The following is a 16,269-nucleotide window of genomic DNA, read 5'->3' on the forward strand; positions in this document are numbered from 1 at the left end:
GGTGACCACGGAGTACGGCAAGGCGCTGGCCGCGGCATCCACCCCCATTCCCGGACTCGTCGTGTGGGAACTGCCCGTGCACGGCGACAACCGCGGCTGGTTCAAGGAGAACTGGCAGCGCGAGAAGATGACCGCCGCGGGCCTGCCCGACTTCGGGCCGGTGCAGAACAACATCTCGTTCAACGACGCCGTGGGCACGACACGGGGCATCCACGCCGAGCCGTGGGACAAATGGGTGTCGGTGGCCACCGGGCGCATCTTCGGCGCCTGGGTCGACCTGCGCGAGGGGCCGACGTTCGGCGCCGTGTTCACGTGCGAGATCGATCCATCGCGGGCGATCTTCGTGCCGCGCGGCGTCGGCAACGCCTACCAGACGCTCGAGCCCGACACTGCCTACAGTTACCTCGTGAACGACCACTGGTCGCCCGACGCGCAGTACACGTTCTTGAACCTCGCTGACGAGACCGCGGCGGTCGCCTGGCCGATCCCGCTGGATGAGGCGGAGCTGTCGGCGAAGGATGCCGCGCACCCGCGCCTCGCGGAGGTGAAGCCGGTGCCGCCCCGCAAGACCCTCGTGGTCGGCGCGAACGGCCAGCTGGGCCGCGCGCTGCAGGAACAGTGGAAGGATGCCACGCACGTCGAGTTCGCAGCGCGCGACGACCTCGACCTCACGTCCCCCGATCTGGCGTCGGCGCGGCACTGGCGCGACTACGACACGATCGTCAATGCCGCCGCGTACACCGCGGTCGACGCCGCCGAGACGCCGGAGGGCCGGCGCGATGCGTGGGCGGCGAACGTCACCGCCGTCACCGCGGTCGCACAGATCGCCACGGCGCACGGACTGACGCTCGTGCACATCTCGAGCGACTACGTGTTCGACGGCACCGGCGCGCGCCCCTACACGGAGGAGGACGCGATCTGCCCGCTGGGCGTGTACGGGCAGACGAAGGCCGCGGGCGACGCGATCGTCGCGACGGTGCCGCGGCATTACGTCGTGCGCACATCGTGGGTCATCGGCGAGGGCAAGAACTTCGTGCGCACCATGGCCTCTCTTGCGGAGCGCGGAATCGACCCGAACGTCGTCGACGACCAGACCGGGCGTCTGACCTTCACCGACGATCTGGCCCGCGGCATCCATCACCTGGTCAGCACGGGTGCGCCGTACGGCGTGTACAACCTCACGGGCGCCGGGGCCCCTGCGACGTGGGCCGACATCGCGCGACGCGTGTTCGCGCTGACCGGGCACGATCCGGCTCGGGTCACGGGCGTCTTGAGCGCCGACTACTTCGCGTCGGCGAACGCCCCGGTCGCTCCCCGCCCGGCGAACAGCGTGCTCGATCTGGCGAAGCTCACGGCGACGGGGTTCGCTCCGGGCGACGCCGACGAAGCTCTGCGCGGCTACCTGAGCTGATCGCCCGGTTCAGGGGCGGATGCGGCGGACAACCGATCGCGTGCGGCGCTCGAGGCGGTTCACGGTGCGATGGAACCGATCGCCGTTCGCCAGGGGAACCTTGGATGCCGCGGGCTTGACGCCCGGCTCGTATCCGAATCTCTCGAAGTCATCATGGTAGAAGCCCCGCAGGTGCTGCGTGAGATCGTCGCTGAGTTCGACCTCGGAGCTGGGGAAGCCCACCTCCTTCTCGGAGTGCAGGGCCCGCTCGGCCGCGGTGACGCCCACGTGGAAGCGGGTGTTGAGGTCGTCGAGCATCGCGTCGAAGCCGTCTTCGAGACGGTAGACGACGGCCTCGGGCATCCAGAACTCGCTCTGCGGACGCAGGTGGTTGTCGAGCACGAAGGGGTCCTTCTCATACGCGCGGAATTCCTTGCGCGCCCATGCCGAGACGTCGGCGGCCTTGCGGGACACGGCCTCGTGCTTGCGGTGCAGATACACGTATTCGGAGCGGAACCGTGCGATCGGCTCGCGCACGATCATGAACACGAGCTCGAACCGCTCGACGCGAAGGGTCTGCCGCAGCATCTCGGCATGCATGTGCTGCGGCGAGCACGTCCGCAAGTGATTCAGACTCTTCCGCCCGAGCTTGGGGTCACGGTATTCGACACGGTAGCCGCTGTCGCGGAACGAATACTCCACACTCGATCCACCGCATTTGGGCACGTGGATGAAGAGGATGTTCTTACCGTTCTTTCGGAATACCGGCATGGTTCTCCAGAGATACGTCGACGCAAGTGGGGAGGGCTGGCGTCAGCGGACAGCCGCAGCAGCGAGTCAGATCGTGCATACGGCCTGCGCCCGCTCTCTTCCGACGGTAACCCGCGAAACTATGAGCCGCCATAGCACGCCCGATGACCGACGAATGTCCCGACGGTCGCCGGCACGTCGTTCCCGACAGGTTCATCGGCGATATCGGTAGGGTCCTCCTATGGCCAGTCACACCGACCCGATGCTGTCCGAACTCCTCCCCGTCGGGACGAGACTGGTGCATATCGGTCCACATAAGACCGGCACCACCACGGTGCAGGCCGCCATGCACGCGGCCCGCCAGGAGATGTCTCGCCAGGGAGTGCATGTCGCCGGCCGAACACGTCATTCCATGGCCGCCGTACTCGCCGGCACGGGACAGCCCGCGCCGAACTCAAAGGCGAAGGAGGCACCTCCGCGCACCAAGTGGACCGCCCTCCTCCATGAGATCCGTTCTGCCCGTGAGCCGCGCGTGATCCTGAGCAGCGAGTTCTTCGCGGACGCTCGACCCGATGCCATCCGTCGCGTCGTCGACGAGCTCGATCCGGCACGTGTTCAGATCGCGGTCACGCTGAGGCCGCTCGCGAAGATCATCCCCTCGCAGTGGCAGCAGTACGTGCAAGGAGGCCTGCGCACCGACATGGAGCGGTGGCTGGAGGGCATCTTCAGCGCGCATCCGGAGAAGACCACGCCGTCGTTCTGGTTCCGCCATCGCCACGACCACCTCATCGAGCGGTGGGCCGATATCGTGGGTGCAGAGAACATCACCGCCGTCGTCGTCGACGATCGCGACCATGACGGTGTCCTGCGCACGTTCGAGCGGCTCCTCGGCCTCACCGACGGGCTCCTGGTCGCCGATCGCGATCTGAGCAATCGGTCGATGACGCTGCCCGAGATCGAGGTGGTACGCGCGTTCAACGAGCAGTATTCGAAGACCCAGCTCGGGCGTGCCGTTCATGCCAAGGCGATGAGATTCGGGGCCGCTCTCAACATGAAGCGGCGGACGCCGGAGCCCGAGGAGCAGAAGATCACCGCGCCTCAGTGGGCGATGGATCGTACGCGAGCCGTCGCCGAGGAGATGATCGCGAACATTCGCGCCTCGGGAGTGCACGTCATCGGAGACCTGAGTCTGCTCACGGTGACCTCTACCGGTTGGGACCCGGATCATCGGCCTTCCGTGCAGATCACACCCGAGATCGCGGGCCGAGCGACGATGGGCGTCCTCGAGTCGCTCCTTCCCGAAGGCGCGTCACGAGACGGCAAAGCGCCGTCGAGCGTAGATGCGCTGCTTGACGCGATCCCTGTTCGAGAACTCGCTCAAGCGCTCGTCCGACGGGCGACCACCAAAGCCGGCACCGTGCTGCACCGCGAAGAGACGGAGTGAGGCTCCCGCTCAACGACCCGTGAGACGACTCTCCAACAGCGCACGCACGCGGGCGACGGCATCGTCGATCTCGACGGTCGACGTATCGATGACGAGGTCGGCATCATCGGGCACCTCGTATGGCGAGGAGATCCCGGTGAAGTCGGGGATCTCGCCGACACGCGCTTTCGCGTACAGCCCCTTGCGGTCGCGTGCCTCGCACACCTCCAGCGGAGTGCTGATGTACACCAGCACGAAGACGGCGCCCGCCGTTTCGGCCAGTTCGCGCACGCGCCGGCGCGCACCTGCGAACGGCGCGATGGGGGCGGCGATCGCGATGCCGCCGTGGTGCGCGACGAGGGAGGCCACATAGCCGATGCGCTCGACGTTGGCCTCACGCGAAGCACGATCGAACCCGAGCCCGCGAGAGAGGAACTGGCGCACCTCGTCGCCATCGAGCTGAGTGGTGCGGATTCCGTCGTCTTCGAGCTCGCCGCGCAGCGCCGAAGCGACGGTCGACTTGCCCGAGCCGGAGAGCCCGGTGAACAGGACCACAGCACCGCGGTGTCCCGCACCGGCCAGTGCCCGTTCGACGTCCACCGCCTGTGCCGGCGCATACAGTGCGTCGACGGCGTCGCGGCGCACGCGCGGCAGATCCGCGATGCGGCGGTCCTCGTCGGCCGTGCGGTTCTCGGTGACCAGACGCACCCAGGCCGCTCCGCATCTGCGTACGATGTCATTGAGCGTGACCCCAGCCAATGACAGTGTCGCGCCACGCGGGGACACCGGCCACGGCACCGCGACCGCACGGGTGTTGTGTCCCTCGGCGCGCAGAGAGTCGGCAAGATCGAGGGCAGCACGCGTGAGTCCCGGCGCTCCGACATGGCCCGCCAGCACTGCACCCCGGGAGACCGGTGCGACGACGAGAATCGGCTGCTCGACGCCGTTGAGAGACGCACGCAGACGACCGACATCATCGCGCGTCGGCGGTTCCGCGATGATGATTGCCACCGCATCCCTCATCTGCGCGCCCAGCCGCGCGGGGGCGACGCGAACCGCGGGGTCCCACTGCGGGCCGGGTGTGTGCGCGAACGGCTTGAGCGCCGTGAGAGTACCGGCCTCCACACGTGCGAGCGGGGTGTTCTCGCTGTCGCTCAGCACTGTACCGTCGGGCAGGTCGTCGAGGCCAGGGGTCGGGATGCCGCCACCCAGTGCGAGCTCAAGGATGTCGAGTTCAGGGTCGGTGAGGACGCGCGCAGAGGTGTTCATCGGTTTCCTTCGGCTGGTGGCGATGGATCGTCGTCAGTGAGCTCACCGCCAGGCGGGGCCTGCGATTTCGCCGCCGCCGCATGGATCCGGTGCTCTTCCTCTTTCTTCGCCGTATACCGATTCCGGATGAACACCCACAAGAGGGGCCCGATGACGAGCGCCGCGATCGTGACCCCGAACACCCACTCGGTGGGCACGCCGATGAGCTTGAGCCCGGACGCAAGTAGGAGGACCGCGAGGATACGGCGGATGATACCGCCGGGGGCCCGACTCGAGACACGCGCGCCGAAGAACGCACCGGGGATCGCACCGATCAGCAGCGAGACGGTCAGTCCCAGCGAGAAGTCGCCATAGAGGAGATGACCGAGGGATGCCGCAGCCACCAGCGGTACCGCCTGCACAAGGTCGGTGCCCACGAGCTGCGACGCCTTCAACCCGGGATACATGAGCAGCAGCACGACGATGATGACCGACCCTGCACCGACCGACGTCATGCCCACGAGCAGGCCCGCGACCGCGCCGAGGATGACGGTCGGAACCGGCTTGACGACGACCTCCGGACGTGTCGGCTTCGCGGCTCCTTCACCGAGCGCCGTGTTGCGCTGGACCATGCCGAGCACGGCCCGCACCACCAGCCCGGCCGAAGCCATCAGCAATGCGACTCCCAAGATGATCTTGAGAATCGCATTGAGCGATTCGCCGAAAGGGAGAACCCGTAACAAGATGACGCCTGAGAACGCGGCCGGCACCGATCCCAGGCACAGCCACCCCACGAGCTTGAGGTTCACGGTCTTGCGACGCAGGTGCACGAACGCGCCCGCCGGCTTCATGAACAGGCTCGCGACGACGTCAGAAGACACCGCCATCAGCGGATCCACGCGGAAGAAGAAGATGAGCATAGGCGTCATCAGGGCACCACCGCCCATGCCGGTGAGGCCGACGACGAACCCGACGAGCAGGCCACCGAGGACGAGGCTGAGGTCAATGCTCATCGCAGTGCCGGCGACTCCGAGCACGGCTCGACCAAGGTGCTGACGCAGCGTGATGACATGACGCAATGGTAGCCTCGAGCTGACTTCGTTGACGGGTCGCCCGTCATCTGTGCGAAATAAATCCCAGCAAGTCGATAGGAATACATTGACGAACTCTGCGTCCGCGGCGGACGATCACGCGTTCGCGGCTGAGCTCGCGCGCGGTGCCGGAGCCATACTGCTCGGCCTGCGCGCCGAGGTCGATGCGGCGGGGGATCTCGTCGACACAGCGGCATTCAAGGACCTCGGCGATGCACGAGCTCAAGCCTGGCTCGCCGACGCGCTGGCGGCCGGACGCCCTGACGACTCCGTGCTGTCCGAAGAAGCGGCCGACGATCCCGCGCGTCTCGATGCCGATCGGGTCTGGATCATCGATCCCCTCGACGGCACGCGCGAGTTCGCTGAGAAGACAGACGGCAGGTGGCGCACCGATTTCGCCGTGCATGTCGCGCTCTGGCAACGTGGGCCGGGGCTGACTGCCGGGGCCGTGGCGTTGCCCGCACGCGATCGCGTGTATGCCACCGATTCCACTCCCGAATCGTCCGCGGCGTCCGCGGCCGCCGCCGTGCTCGCGGGCGACCGTCCGCTGCGCATCGCGGCGAGTCGCAGCCGGCCGCCCGCCTTCGTCGCTGCACTCGCCGAGCGCGACGACATCGAGCTCGTTCCTATGGGTTCGGCCGGTGTCAAGGTCGTTTCTGTCGTCGATGGCACCGTCGACGCCTATCTGCACGCCGGCGGACAGTATGAGTGGGATTCCGCAGCTCCCGTGGCCGTCGCCACCGCTGCCGGCCTCGTCTGCACGCGCCTCGACGGCTCGCCCCTCGTCTATAACCGCGCGAACCCGTGGCTGCCCGACCTGTTCGTCAGCCACCCCGCACTGCAGGCACATGTGCACGGCCTACTCACCACCGTCGTCACTCCTGATAAGGAAGGTACCCAGTCGTGAACACCCACGTCTTGAGTCAGCTCCGCAGTCTGGAGGCAGAGAGCATCCACATCTTCCGCGAAGTCGTCGCGGAGATGCAGCATCCCTGCCTGCTGTTCTCGGGCGGCAAGGACTCGATCACCATGCTGCATCTGGCCGAGAAGGCCTTCGCACCGGCGCGCATCCCGTTCCCGATCATGCACGTCGACACGGGGCTGAACTTCCCCGAAGTGATCGCCTGCCGTGACCGCTGGGTCGAGCGCACGGGCGTTCAGCTCGTCGTCGCCTCGGTGCAGGACGCGATCGATCGGGGTCTGGTCACCGAGCCGCCGAACGGCTCGCGCAACCGCATCCAGACTCCGGTGCTGCTCGAGGCCGCGGAGAAGAACGGCTTCGACGCCCTCTTCGGCGGTGGACGTCGTGACGAGGAGAAGGCGCGCGCGAAAGAGCGGGTCTTCTCGTTCCGTGACGATTTCGGCCAGTGGGATCCGAAGAACCAGCGTCCCGAGATCTGGAGCCTGTACAACGGGCGCGTGCACCCAGGCGAGAGCATCCGGGTCTTCCCCCTCTCGAACTGGACCGAGCTCGACATCTGGTCGTACATCGCCGAGGAAGACATCGACATCCCCGAGCTGTACCTCGCCGCCGAGCGCGACGTCGTCGAGCGCGACGGCATGCTGTTCGCGGTGAACGACTTCATCACGCTCAAGGACGGCGAGCAATTGCAGCGTCGGTCGGTGCGCTACCGGACCCTCGGAGACGCCAATCTGACCGCCGCTGTCGAGTCGACGGCATCCACGTTCCCTGCCATCGTCGAAGAGACCGCCTCCGTGCGCATCACCGAGCGCGGTGCCACCCGCGGTGACGACAAGGTCAGCGAGGCCGCAATGGAAGACCGCAAGCGAGAGGGCTACTTTTGATGGAAACCGACCTGTTGCGGTTTGCGACCGCAGGTTCCGTCGACGACGGCAAGAGCACGCTCATCGGGCGCTTGTTGTTCGACTCGAAGACGATCTTCAGCGACCAGCTGGAGTCGGTCGAGCGGGTGTCACAGAGCCGGGGTAGCGACTACACCGATCTCGCGCTGCTCACCGACGGCCTGCGTGCCGAGCGCGAGCAGGGCATCACGATCGACGTCGCCTACCGGTACTTCGCCACCCCGCGGCGCAAGTTCATCATCGCCGACACCCCCGGACACATCCAATACACCCGGAACATGGTCACGGGCGCCTCGACCGCCGATGTCGCACTCATCCTCGTCGATGCGCGCAAGGGTGTCGTCGAGCAGAGCCGCCGCCACATGTTCCTGGCGACGCTCCTGGGCGTGCCGCACATCGTCGTCTGCGTGAACAAGATGGATCTCGTCGAGTACCGCGAGGACGTCTTCGAGCGGATCCGCACCGAGTTCACCGACTTCGCCTCGCGACTGCGAGTACGCGATCTGTCGTTCATCCCGATCTCGGCGCTGAACGGTGACAACGTGGTGGATCGCAGCGAGAACATGCCCTGGTTCGACGGCTCGCCGCTGCTCAGCCACCTCGAGCGACTGCACGTGGCCAGCGACCGCAACCTGACCGACGTGCGCTTTCCGGTGCAATACGTCATCCGCCCCCACCAGCATGAGCACCGCGACTACCGCGGCTATGCCGGGACCGTTGCCAGCGGCGTCATGCGGCCGGGAGACCCGATCGTTGCGTTGCCCTCGGGGCTGGAGACGACGATTGCCGGCATCGACACCGCCGACGGTCCTGTTGATGAGGCGTTTCCGCCGATGTCGGTCACGGTGCGCCTCACCGATGACATCGACATCTCGCGGGGCGACATGCTGGCGCGTCCGAACAACACGCCCGCAGCGCTTCAGGACATCGACGCGCAACTGTGCTGGATGGACGAGTCCGCCACTCTGATGCCGGGTAAGAAGTACGCGATCAAGCACACGACCCGCTGGGCGCGTGCCATGGTCAAGGACCTCAACTACCGCATCGACGTGAACACGCTGCATCGCGACGAGGCCGCCACAGAGCTCGGTCTCAACGAGATCGGACGCGTGCGGTTGCGCGTGACGCAGCCGCTGTTCGTCGACCCGTACCAGCAGAACCGTGACACCGGTTCCTTCATCCTCGTGGATGAGAGCACGAACAAGACCGTTGCCGCGGGCATGATCGGGAGTCTCCCTCACACCGCCTGAACCCATGCAGACGATGCCCCAGCCAACAGGGCTGGGGCATCGTCGTTTCACGCCGACGTCATATGTGACAATTCTCATCATTATTTTGTCAACAATTTTGATTGCGATCCTGGCTCCAACGGGTCTACCGTGGGCACGTCGCGGCCCTCCGCCGCGCTTCCCGATGGAGAGGACATCGATGTCATCACGCAATGTCGCGCGGAAGGCCTCGCGCATCGTTCCTTCACCCCACCGACGCGGAGCACGCGTCGCCGTCGCCCTCGGCACCGCCGCGCTGCTCAGCCTGAGCGCCGTCCCCGCCATGGCGTCGACCGGCGGCCACGCCTCGCCCGATCAGCATGCCCGCAGCACAGGGGGCGCGTTCGACTCGCACCTGCGCTTCGACAACAGCACGTACACGACCCTGACGGTGACCATCGACGGGTCGCCCACCAAGGTGCGGTGGTACAAGGAGGTCTGCTACGTCGCGAACCCGCAGAAGATGGCCGACACCCAGTCGAGCATCTTCGGCACCAGCACGATCGCGAACCCCGACTGCGGTTACCAGAGCATGAACATCTTCGTGCCTGAGAGCGCCTTCCGCGATCAGTCGACCGCGATCTACTTCGGCGTGAACAACGCGGGCTGGATGAGCAGCTACGTCGGGGCGTCGGTCACCGATGGCGCGGACTTCGACAGCACCACAAGCAACGTCGGCGCCGCTCTGAAGGCCGGATATGTCTATGTCGACGTGGGAACCCGCAGCCGCGGTCTCGTCGCCGCAGACGGCAGCTACGCGGGTAAGGCGCCCGATGTCGTCGTGGACGCCAAGGCCGCCATCCGATACCTGCGGCTGAACGATGCCCGCATGCCGGGCAGCGCGGAGCGCATCGTGCTCAACGGCACCAGCGGAGGCGGCGGGCTCGGCGCGATCGTCGGCGCGTCGGGCAACAGCACCGACTACCTGCCCTACCTGAAGGCGGTGGGAGCTGCCGGCGTCACGAAGGCCGGAAAGTCCACGCTGCGCGACGATGTGTTCGCGGTGAACATCTACTGCCCGATCACCGATCTCGGCAATGCCGACATCGCGTACGAATGGCTGTTCACGACCCTCGGCACACGCGCAGCAACCGCCGACCTCGGCAACGACCCGGCACCGGCCGTGTCGGCCGAGCTGGCGTCGCGTTACGCGAGCTATCTGAAAAGCCTGCGTCTGAAGACCGCTGATGGCCGCAACCTCACGGCCGACACGATGATCGCCGCGATCAAGAAGGAGGTCATCCGTTCGGCCGAGACCTATATGAAGGCCGATGCCGCCAACACGATCCCCGACCTCGGCGAGCAGATCACGTACACGACCGGAGGCTTCGGTCAGGCGCCGACGGAGCACACGTACACGAACGACTGGATCGACGTCGACAACGCCCGCAACCGCGTGGTCTCGCTCGACATGGCGAAGTACCTCCAGTTCGTGGTCACGCAGGCGACGCTGAAGACGGTACCCGCCTTCGATGCATGGGGACTCACCGGTGTGGACGCCGGCCGCACCGAGTCCACGCTGTTCGGCACGTCAGCCCAGGAGTACTCGAACTACACCGCGTACAGCTGGGACAACAACTCCGTCGCCGGCGACGGCAGCGGGTTGGATGACACGGGCCTGACCTGGTCGCAGTATGCGAAGCGCGACGGCCTGGCCGCCGAGCAGGTGAGTCTGCTCGACCCGATGAACTACATCGGCACGAAGGCCACGACGAGCGCGAACTGGTACATCCGGGTCGGCACCCGCGACCGCGACACCGCGTTCACGGTCGGGCTGAACCTCGACCGCGCACTGGCGGCCGATCGCAGCGTCGACGACCTGAACTACCAGCTGGCCTGGAACCAGCCGCACGCGGGCAACTACGACGTGCCCGAGGCGATGGCCTGGATCGCGAAGGTGCTGAAGGAGGCAGACAGGCCCTCCGGCCACCGCCACTGATCCTTCACGCGACCGCGGGCCTCTCCGGTTCGACCGTCGGGGCCCGCGGTCGCGTTCTCCGCGCCATGTCGCGCAGCGCGCGCCTTCCTCGCCAGGCGGGAAATAGCCTCGCCAGCTTTGCCGCGGGGCGGTCTCCATCACCCTTCGCCAAACAACCCGCGCCTCAGATCTTCCGCGTGGTCACGGGGCGAATGACCTCGAACCCGACTGCTGATCCGCGCCCGCTGCCGTTCGGATCAGCCCCGCCCCTCAAGGCGGGCGAGCGCTTCGTCAATGGGCCCGTCGAAAATCACCGACCCCTTGCGGATGACGATGCCGCGCGAGCACAACTCCTTGACCTGGCCCGCACTGTGGCTGACGATCATCATCGTGATACCGGAGCCCGCCAACTCCTTGAGTTTGGCGTTGCATTTGGCTCGGAAGGGCGCATCACCGACGGAGAGCACTTCGTCGACAAGCAGTACATCGAGATTCACATGGATCGCGACGCTGAACGCAAGGCGCATGAACATGCCCGATGAGTAGTGCTTGACTTCCTGCTCGATGAAGTCGCCGATCCCGCTGAACTCGACGATCTCGTCGAACCGCTCCTTGGTCTCCTTCTCGCTCATGCCAAGGATCGCCGCGTTCAGGAACACGTTCTCACGCCCGGTCAACTCGGGATTGAACCCGGCCCCGACTTCAATGAGCCCTGCCACCCGGCCGCGAGTGAGTACCTGCCCCTCATCCGGGCGCAGCACGCCCGAGACGAGCTTGAGCGTTGTGGACTTGCCGGAGCCGTTCAATCCCATCACCGCAACGCATTCACCCTCCCCGATCGTGAACGAGATGTCGTTGAGCGCTTGGAACTGCCCGCCGCGGTCTTTCTTGCGCTTGAGCATGTCGATGAAGGCAATCCGAAGTGACTGCGTCGACCGCTTGTTGAACCACTTCGACACGTGGTCAACGATGATGGCCGGGCCGGGTGTGTGCGAACTCGCGGCCGCCACGGTCGCGCTGTGGAAGGAGTCAGTCATCAGAGATCCTGGGCGAAGTTTCGTTCAAGGCGACGGAAGATGAGCTGGCCGACGACCAGCATCACAATGATGATTCCGACCGCCGCCAACACGTAGTAACCGAACGCGGGAGGCCAGCCCAGTGTGTCGTGCTCTCCCACGACTCGCCCCCAATACGCTTCGTGGAACATCTGCACCGCGATAGTCACAGGGTTGGTCATGTAGATGTGGAAGATCCACTCGTGATTGCTCAGCTTGTCGTGGATCATCGGCCACGTGTACAGAATGGGTGATGCCCAGGTGGTGATCGTGCGAATCACCTCAAGGAAGTTCTGCGCGTCGCGGAAGCGGACGTTGATTGCCGACAGGGCCAAGCCGACACCGAAGACGAACAGCAGCACGATGAGCACGCCCGCGAGGGTCAGCCCGATCGACTCGAGCGTCGGGAACCACCCGAACAGGATCGAGACGATCAGGAGCACCACATACTGTGGGAGGAAGTGGATGAAAGCGCCCACCGCTGCTGAGAGCGGAAACAATTCGCGCGGCAGGTAGATCTTACGCACGAGCGCCTTGTTCTCGACGATCGAGCGGGTCGTCGCGGTCATCGTCTCGTTGAACAGGTTCACGATGCACAGACCAGAGAACATGTAGATGGGGAACATCTCCACCTTGCGACTCACGCCCAAGATGCCACCGACGACCAGGAAGTACACCAGGAACTGGACTGTGGGTCGCACATACGACCACAGCCATCCCAGGACGGAGTTCTTGTAGCGCAGCGACGACGTCTTCCCGATCAAAAGCCGAAGCAGATATCGATACTTGAAGACGTCGAGCAGACCCCGACTGGTGCCAGGCGTGGTGTAGGCGCTCTTGTCGATCGTGAGTGTCACGGATAAGTCCTCGTGCCCGCGTTCGTCCGATTTCGGGCCACCCGTAATCCTAGTGGAACGGCGGCTGGGAACCGTCTGCAACGGTAGGGGTGCGGCGGCGTTCCTGCCCGCTGGGGTCAGCGCAAATAGGTGTTTGCCGCCCAGCCTGTGCGCGAACCGTAGGTCACCTGGCTCCACGAGCCGCTGGTCTTCGTCACCGTCACGGTCTTGCCCTTGGGAATGACCGTGAGCACCTTCGCGCTCAGGCTGCCGCTTGCGCGCAGGTTCAGCGCCGCCGTGGTCTTCTTCGTGACCGTAGTGGATGACGATGCCTTCGCCGTCGACAGGTAGTCGTTGTCGACCCAGCCGGTGCGTGAGCCGTAGGTGACCTTGCTCCAGTCCCCCGTCGTCTGGGTCACCGTCACCGTGGCACCACGCGGCAGCACGGTGAGGATCTTCGCCTTGAGGCTGCCGCTCGCCCGCAGGTTCAGCGGCGTCTTCACCGTCGCTTTTGTGGTCTTGGTGGTCGACGTCTTGCCCGAACTCGAACTCGTCGGCACCGACGTCTTGAATCCCGTCAGGTAGGCGTTGGCAACCCAACCCGTCTTCGAGCCGTAGGTGACGTTGCTCCACTGGCCGCTGGTCTTCGTGACGGTGACCTCCTTGCCATTGGGGATCACGGTGACGACCTTCGCCGACAGGCTGGCGCTCGAGCGCAGGTTCAGTGCCGCAGTCGTCTTTGCGGTCTGAGTATGCGTGCTCTCGCCGGACGAGCCCGATGAACTGGATGAGCCGGACGAACTCGACTTCTCGAGTGCCAGATAGTCGCTGTGCGCCCACATCGTGGTGCTGCCGACCTTCAGCCGCCACCAGGCACCGTAGGTGCCGGTGCGCGTGTACTTCTGCCCCTGCGTGAGCGTCTTCGTGCCGGTGCTGCAGTCGGTCGACGGCGCCTTCCGTGCGTTGAGCTTGCTCACCGTCACCACCGCCGTGCCGGATGCCGCCGTCACCTTCGCCGGTGTGGCGCAGCCGGTGGATGCCGCGGCTCCGCCGCTCGACGAGGACGACGACGTGGCCTTCAGGTAGGCGCTGACGACCCACAGCTTCTTGCCGCCGACGGTGATGTGATCCCAGGCGCCGTACTGCCCGGTGATGGTGACCTTCGTGCCCTTCGTCAGGGTCTTCAGGCCGCTGCCGCACAGCGTCGTGGGCGCCGTGCGCGCGTTCAGCTCACTGACGTTCACGGTCGCGGTGCCGGTGCGGGTCGACACGTCGGCGGTCGCGGGGTTGGTGCATGCGGCCACCTGGGCGGGCGCACCGGACGACTTCGATGCGCTCGGGTTGAACCAGGCGACGTAATAGTTGTAGAAGTTGCGGTTGCCGTACGTCGAGCAGCTGTCGCCCGTGCCCCAGCCGGCGGCGAGCGCCGCGACGTTCGGGCGGTACGGCGTGTAGTTGTAGAGGTTCGCGGTGGCCTGGTTCTTGATGTAGACCTTCGAGGTGCCGCACGACGACGAGGGCGCCCACTTGATCGTGTTGTACTGCCCGGAGCGATACGAGAACGAGCTCGGCCACTTCGTGTAGATCTGCATCTGCCGCGCGCCCAGGTACACCTGCGTCGAGAACCCGGCGTACTTCGGGTCGCAGCCCTGCGGCGTGTCGGGGCAGTCGAACCCCAATGCCCGCGCGTACCGCGTGGACCCGGGGTTGTTCATCGTCACCAGCCCCTGCTCCTTCTGGAGCATCACGATCAGCACCTTCGGATTGATGCCGCAGGCCTTGGCGGCGACGTAGATGATGCGGGCGGCGGGCACCGACTTCTCGGCCTTGACGGCGGCGCAGTAGTCGTCTTTGGCGCGCTTCGTGATGTCGCCCTCATAGTCCTTCAGGCAGGTGTAGCCCTTGGTGCAGCTGGACACCTTGCCGTCGAGGAACTTCTGGATCTGCGCCTGCGACATCGAGCCCTCGTTGTAGAACTCGGCGTCGGAGATGATGTACCCGCCGTCGATGATCGAGCCCGGCAAGGCTGCCGCCTCGGCTTTCAGCGCCGGCCCGGTCACCGATAGTAACGCCGCCGCCACAACGGCCGACAGTACCAATGCGAACCCCCGGGTACGCGCGGACAGAGACATTCCTCGCCGTGCAAACATGTGAACATTGTGGCGGATGTGACGGGTGATTACCACCCCGAACTGAAAACAGGTTGCACGACACGCCGATCGGAGCAACCTCCCAAGTGGTACCCAGCGCGCGTTGAGCAGGCAAGGTCTCGACTCGCTCAACGACCGAGACGCACGATGATTGACCATCGAGCGAGGACGCCCGAGTCGAAACGCGCCCGAGGCGTCAGAGGTCGGCGTGCAGCTGCCAGACGCGGTCGGCCGAGACCTGCCATGAGAACGCGCGTCCGCGGTCGCCGGAGAGCACGCCCAGGCGATCCAGATCCCGACCGGTGGCAAGCGCCTGCGCGATGGCGTCGCCGAGGGCCGCGGCATCCGATTCCGCGTCCTCCGGGTCGCCGACAACGGCTCCCCCGTCGACGATGACCTCGCGGTGGTCGGGCGAAGCGACGGCGACCACCGGCACGCTGAGCGTGAGCGCCTCGACGACGCGCCATGGGAAGGCCGCGCGCCTGCTGGGCGCGACCAGCAGCAGGCTCGCATCGAGGATCGCGGCACGATCGGCCGCGTCGATGTCGGCGCGCACGTGCACCCGCGTGCCCGAGATGCCCGCAGCCTCGGCCATGTCGACGATCGCGGGCTCCTGCCCGTCCCCCGCCTCGAGCACGACAAGGGGAAGATCGATGCCGGATGCCGCGACCGCCGCGAACGCGACCGACAGCGCCGAGGAGGGCCGGGTGTCACCGACGAGGGCCACCACCGTCTCGGGGATGCCGAGGGTGCGCCGCCGCCCGATCGCATCGACCGGCACGTTGAAGTCGGAGGCCGCGGCCCCCGCGATCACACGGGTGCGGCCCGAGAACCCCGTCACCTGCTCGAGACGCTGCGCCATCGCGTGCGTGGGCACGACGATCGCATCCGCGTGCTTGCGCGCACGCTTGAGCATGCCCTTGTGCCAGGCGACCGTGGTGCGCGACAGCTCGTCGGGCGCTTCCCACGGCAGCAGGTCCCACAGCGTGACCACCGTCTGGTCGTGGTCGTTGACCCGGTCGTGACGCGCGAGCGGCGCGAGCAGGGTCGGCGAGTGGATGAGCCCCCCGCCCACACCGGCGGTGACGCCGAGCTGCCATGCCGCTGCGAGCTCGCGGCGTCCCATGCCCAGCCGACGCACCTCGGCGAGGCCGTCGAGCTCGAGCTCGCGGCCCGTGGGCACGATCGCCCCGACCGCGCAGCCCGACGGCGCCGTCTGCACCAGCGCGCGGGTGAGCTCACCCGACGCCATCGCGAGATCGGGATCGGTCGCGGTGATCAGCTGGTCGAGCACAACCCGCAGCAGGACGCTCATC

13 protein-coding genes are annotated in these 16,269 nt (G+C 66.2%); 6 read left to right on the plus strand and 7 right to left on the minus strand.

Translation table 11 applies throughout. The features are described from left to right. The first annotated feature begins 1 nt into the window (after nucleotide 1). Nucleotides 2–1,411, plus strand: coding sequence for a sugar nucleotide-binding protein (locus tag ABMQ42_RS05060; protein ID WP_349721766.1), 1,410 nt, complete (start codon nucleotides 2–4; stop codon nucleotides 1,409–1,411). Nucleotides 1,412–1,420: 9 nt separating this feature from the next. Here the strand turns inward: ABMQ42_RS05060 and ABMQ42_RS05065 are convergent, their stop codons facing one another. Then, nucleotides 1,421–2,161 (minus strand): sulfotransferase family 2 domain-containing protein, encoded by a 741-nt coding sequence (locus ABMQ42_RS05065; RefSeq protein ID WP_349721767.1) that lies wholly within the window; start codon nucleotides 2,159–2,161, stop codon nucleotides 1,421–1,423. Between the two features lie 391 nt (nucleotides 2,162–2,552). Between ABMQ42_RS05065 and ABMQ42_RS05070 the strand changes: the two genes are divergently transcribed. Next, nucleotides 2,553–3,584 (plus strand): hypothetical protein, encoded by a 1,032-nt coding sequence (locus tag ABMQ42_RS05070; RefSeq protein WP_349721768.1) that lies wholly within the window; start codon nucleotides 2,553–2,555, stop codon nucleotides 3,582–3,584. A gap of 9 nt (nucleotides 3,585–3,593) precedes the next feature. Here the strand turns inward: ABMQ42_RS05070 and cysC are convergent, their stop codons facing one another. Further along, nucleotides 3,594–4,832: an adenylyl-sulfate kinase gene (gene cysC / locus ABMQ42_RS05075; RefSeq protein WP_349721769.1), complete on the minus strand. Its 1,239-nt coding sequence runs from the start codon at nucleotides 4,830–4,832 to the stop codon at nucleotides 3,594–3,596. Then, nucleotides 4,829–5,824 (minus strand): sulfite exporter TauE/SafE family protein, encoded by a 996-nt coding sequence (locus ABMQ42_RS05080; RefSeq protein WP_349721770.1) that lies wholly within the window; start codon nucleotides 5,822–5,824, stop codon nucleotides 4,829–4,831. The genes cysC and ABMQ42_RS05080 overlap by 4 nt, the downstream gene beginning before the upstream one ends. A gap of 88 nt (nucleotides 5,825–5,912) precedes the next feature. On the opposite strand from ABMQ42_RS05080, the gene ABMQ42_RS05085 reads away from it, so the two are divergent. The 4 genes from ABMQ42_RS05085 (at nucleotide 5,913) to ABMQ42_RS05100 (ending at nucleotide 10,933) form a co-directional block, all read left to right on the plus strand. After that, nucleotides 5,913–6,809 (plus strand): 3'(2'),5'-bisphosphate nucleotidase CysQ, encoded by an 897-nt coding sequence (locus ABMQ42_RS05085; RefSeq protein ID WP_349721771.1) that lies wholly within the window; start codon nucleotides 5,913–5,915, stop codon nucleotides 6,807–6,809. Next, nucleotides 6,806–7,708, plus strand: a complete 903-nt coding sequence (gene cysD / locus ABMQ42_RS05090; RefSeq protein WP_349721772.1) for a sulfate adenylyltransferase subunit CysD — start codon at nucleotides 6,806–6,808, stop codon at nucleotides 7,706–7,708. Before ABMQ42_RS05085 ends, cysD begins: the two co-directional genes overlap by 4 nt. After that, nucleotides 7,708–8,976 carry a sulfate adenylyltransferase subunit CysN gene (gene cysN, locus ABMQ42_RS05095; protein WP_349721773.1) on the plus strand — a complete coding sequence of 423 codons (1,269 nt, stop codon included), beginning with the start codon at nucleotides 7,708–7,710 and terminating at the stop codon, nucleotides 8,974–8,976. The genes cysD and cysN overlap by 1 nt, the downstream gene beginning before the upstream one ends. 178 nt (nucleotides 8,977–9,154) lie before the next feature. Then, nucleotides 9,155–10,933, plus strand: a complete 1,779-nt coding sequence (locus ABMQ42_RS05100; RefSeq protein ID WP_349721774.1) for a subtype B tannase — start codon at nucleotides 9,155–9,157, stop codon at nucleotides 10,931–10,933. Between the two features lie 236 nt (nucleotides 10,934–11,169). Here ABMQ42_RS05100 and ABMQ42_RS05105 read toward each other — a convergent pair whose 3' ends face one another. The 4 genes from ABMQ42_RS05105 to ABMQ42_RS05120 form a co-directional block, all read right to left on the minus strand. Next, nucleotides 11,170–11,949, minus strand: a complete 780-nt coding sequence (locus ABMQ42_RS05105; RefSeq protein WP_349721775.1) for an ABC transporter ATP-binding protein — start codon at nucleotides 11,947–11,949, stop codon at nucleotides 11,170–11,172. Next, a complete protein-coding gene (locus tag ABMQ42_RS05110; protein ID WP_349721776.1) occupies nucleotides 11,949–12,824 on the minus strand; it encodes an ABC transporter permease in 876 nt (291 codons plus the stop codon). Before ABMQ42_RS05110 ends, ABMQ42_RS05105 begins: the two co-directional genes overlap by 1 nt. 116 nt (nucleotides 12,825–12,940) lie before the next feature. Next, on the minus strand, nucleotides 12,941–14,935 hold the full coding sequence (locus tag ABMQ42_RS05115; RefSeq protein WP_349721777.1) for an SH3 domain-containing protein: 1,995 nt from the start codon (nucleotides 14,933–14,935) through the stop codon (nucleotides 12,941–12,943). A gap of 214 nt (nucleotides 14,936–15,149) precedes the next feature. Next, complete coding sequence (locus ABMQ42_RS05120) at nucleotides 15,150–16,268, minus strand: glycosyltransferase (RefSeq protein ID WP_349721778.1); 1,119 nt, start codon at nucleotides 16,266–16,268, stop codon at nucleotides 15,150–15,152. Nucleotide 16,269: the final 1 nt, after the last annotated feature.

This window comes from Microbacterium sp. KR10-403, from assembly GCF_040196215.1.
GTDB lineage: Bacteria > Actinomycetota > Actinomycetes > Actinomycetales > Microbacteriaceae > Microbacterium.

Excerpts from the sequence above, each read along its gene's own strand:
- ABMQ42_RS05065 (WP_349721767.1), bottom strand. The coding sequence starts at position 2,161 with ATGCCGGTATTCCGAAAGAACGGTAAGAACATCCTCTTCATCCACGTG.
- ABMQ42_RS05070 (WP_349721768.1), top strand. The coding sequence starts at position 2,553 with ATGGCCGCCGTACTCGCCGGCACGGGACAGCCCGCGCCGAACTCAAAG.
- cysC (WP_349721769.1), bottom strand. The coding sequence starts at position 4,832 with ATGAACACCTCTGCGCGCGTCCTCACCGACCCTGAACTCGACATCCTT.
- ABMQ42_RS05080 (WP_349721770.1), bottom strand. The coding sequence starts at position 5,824 with ATGAGCATTGACCTCAGCCTCGTCCTCGGTGGCCTGCTCGTCGGGTTC.
- cysN (WP_349721773.1), top strand. The coding sequence starts at position 7,708 with ATGGAAACCGACCTGTTGCGGTTTGCGACCGCAGGTTCCGTCGACGAC.
- ABMQ42_RS05100 (WP_349721774.1), top strand. The coding sequence starts at position 9,155 with ATGTCATCACGCAATGTCGCGCGGAAGGCCTCGCGCATCGTTCCTTCA.
- ABMQ42_RS05105 (WP_349721775.1), bottom strand. The coding sequence starts at position 11,949 with ATGACTGACTCCTTCCACAGCGCGACCGTGGCGGCCGCGAGTTCGCAC.
- ABMQ42_RS05115 (WP_349721777.1), bottom strand. The coding sequence starts at position 14,935 with ATGTCTCTGTCCGCGCGTACCCGGGGGTTCGCATTGGTACTGTCGGCC.
- ABMQ42_RS05120 (WP_349721778.1), bottom strand. The coding sequence starts at position 16,268 with ATGAGCGTCCTGCTGCGGGTTGTGCTCGACCAGCTGATCACCGCGACC.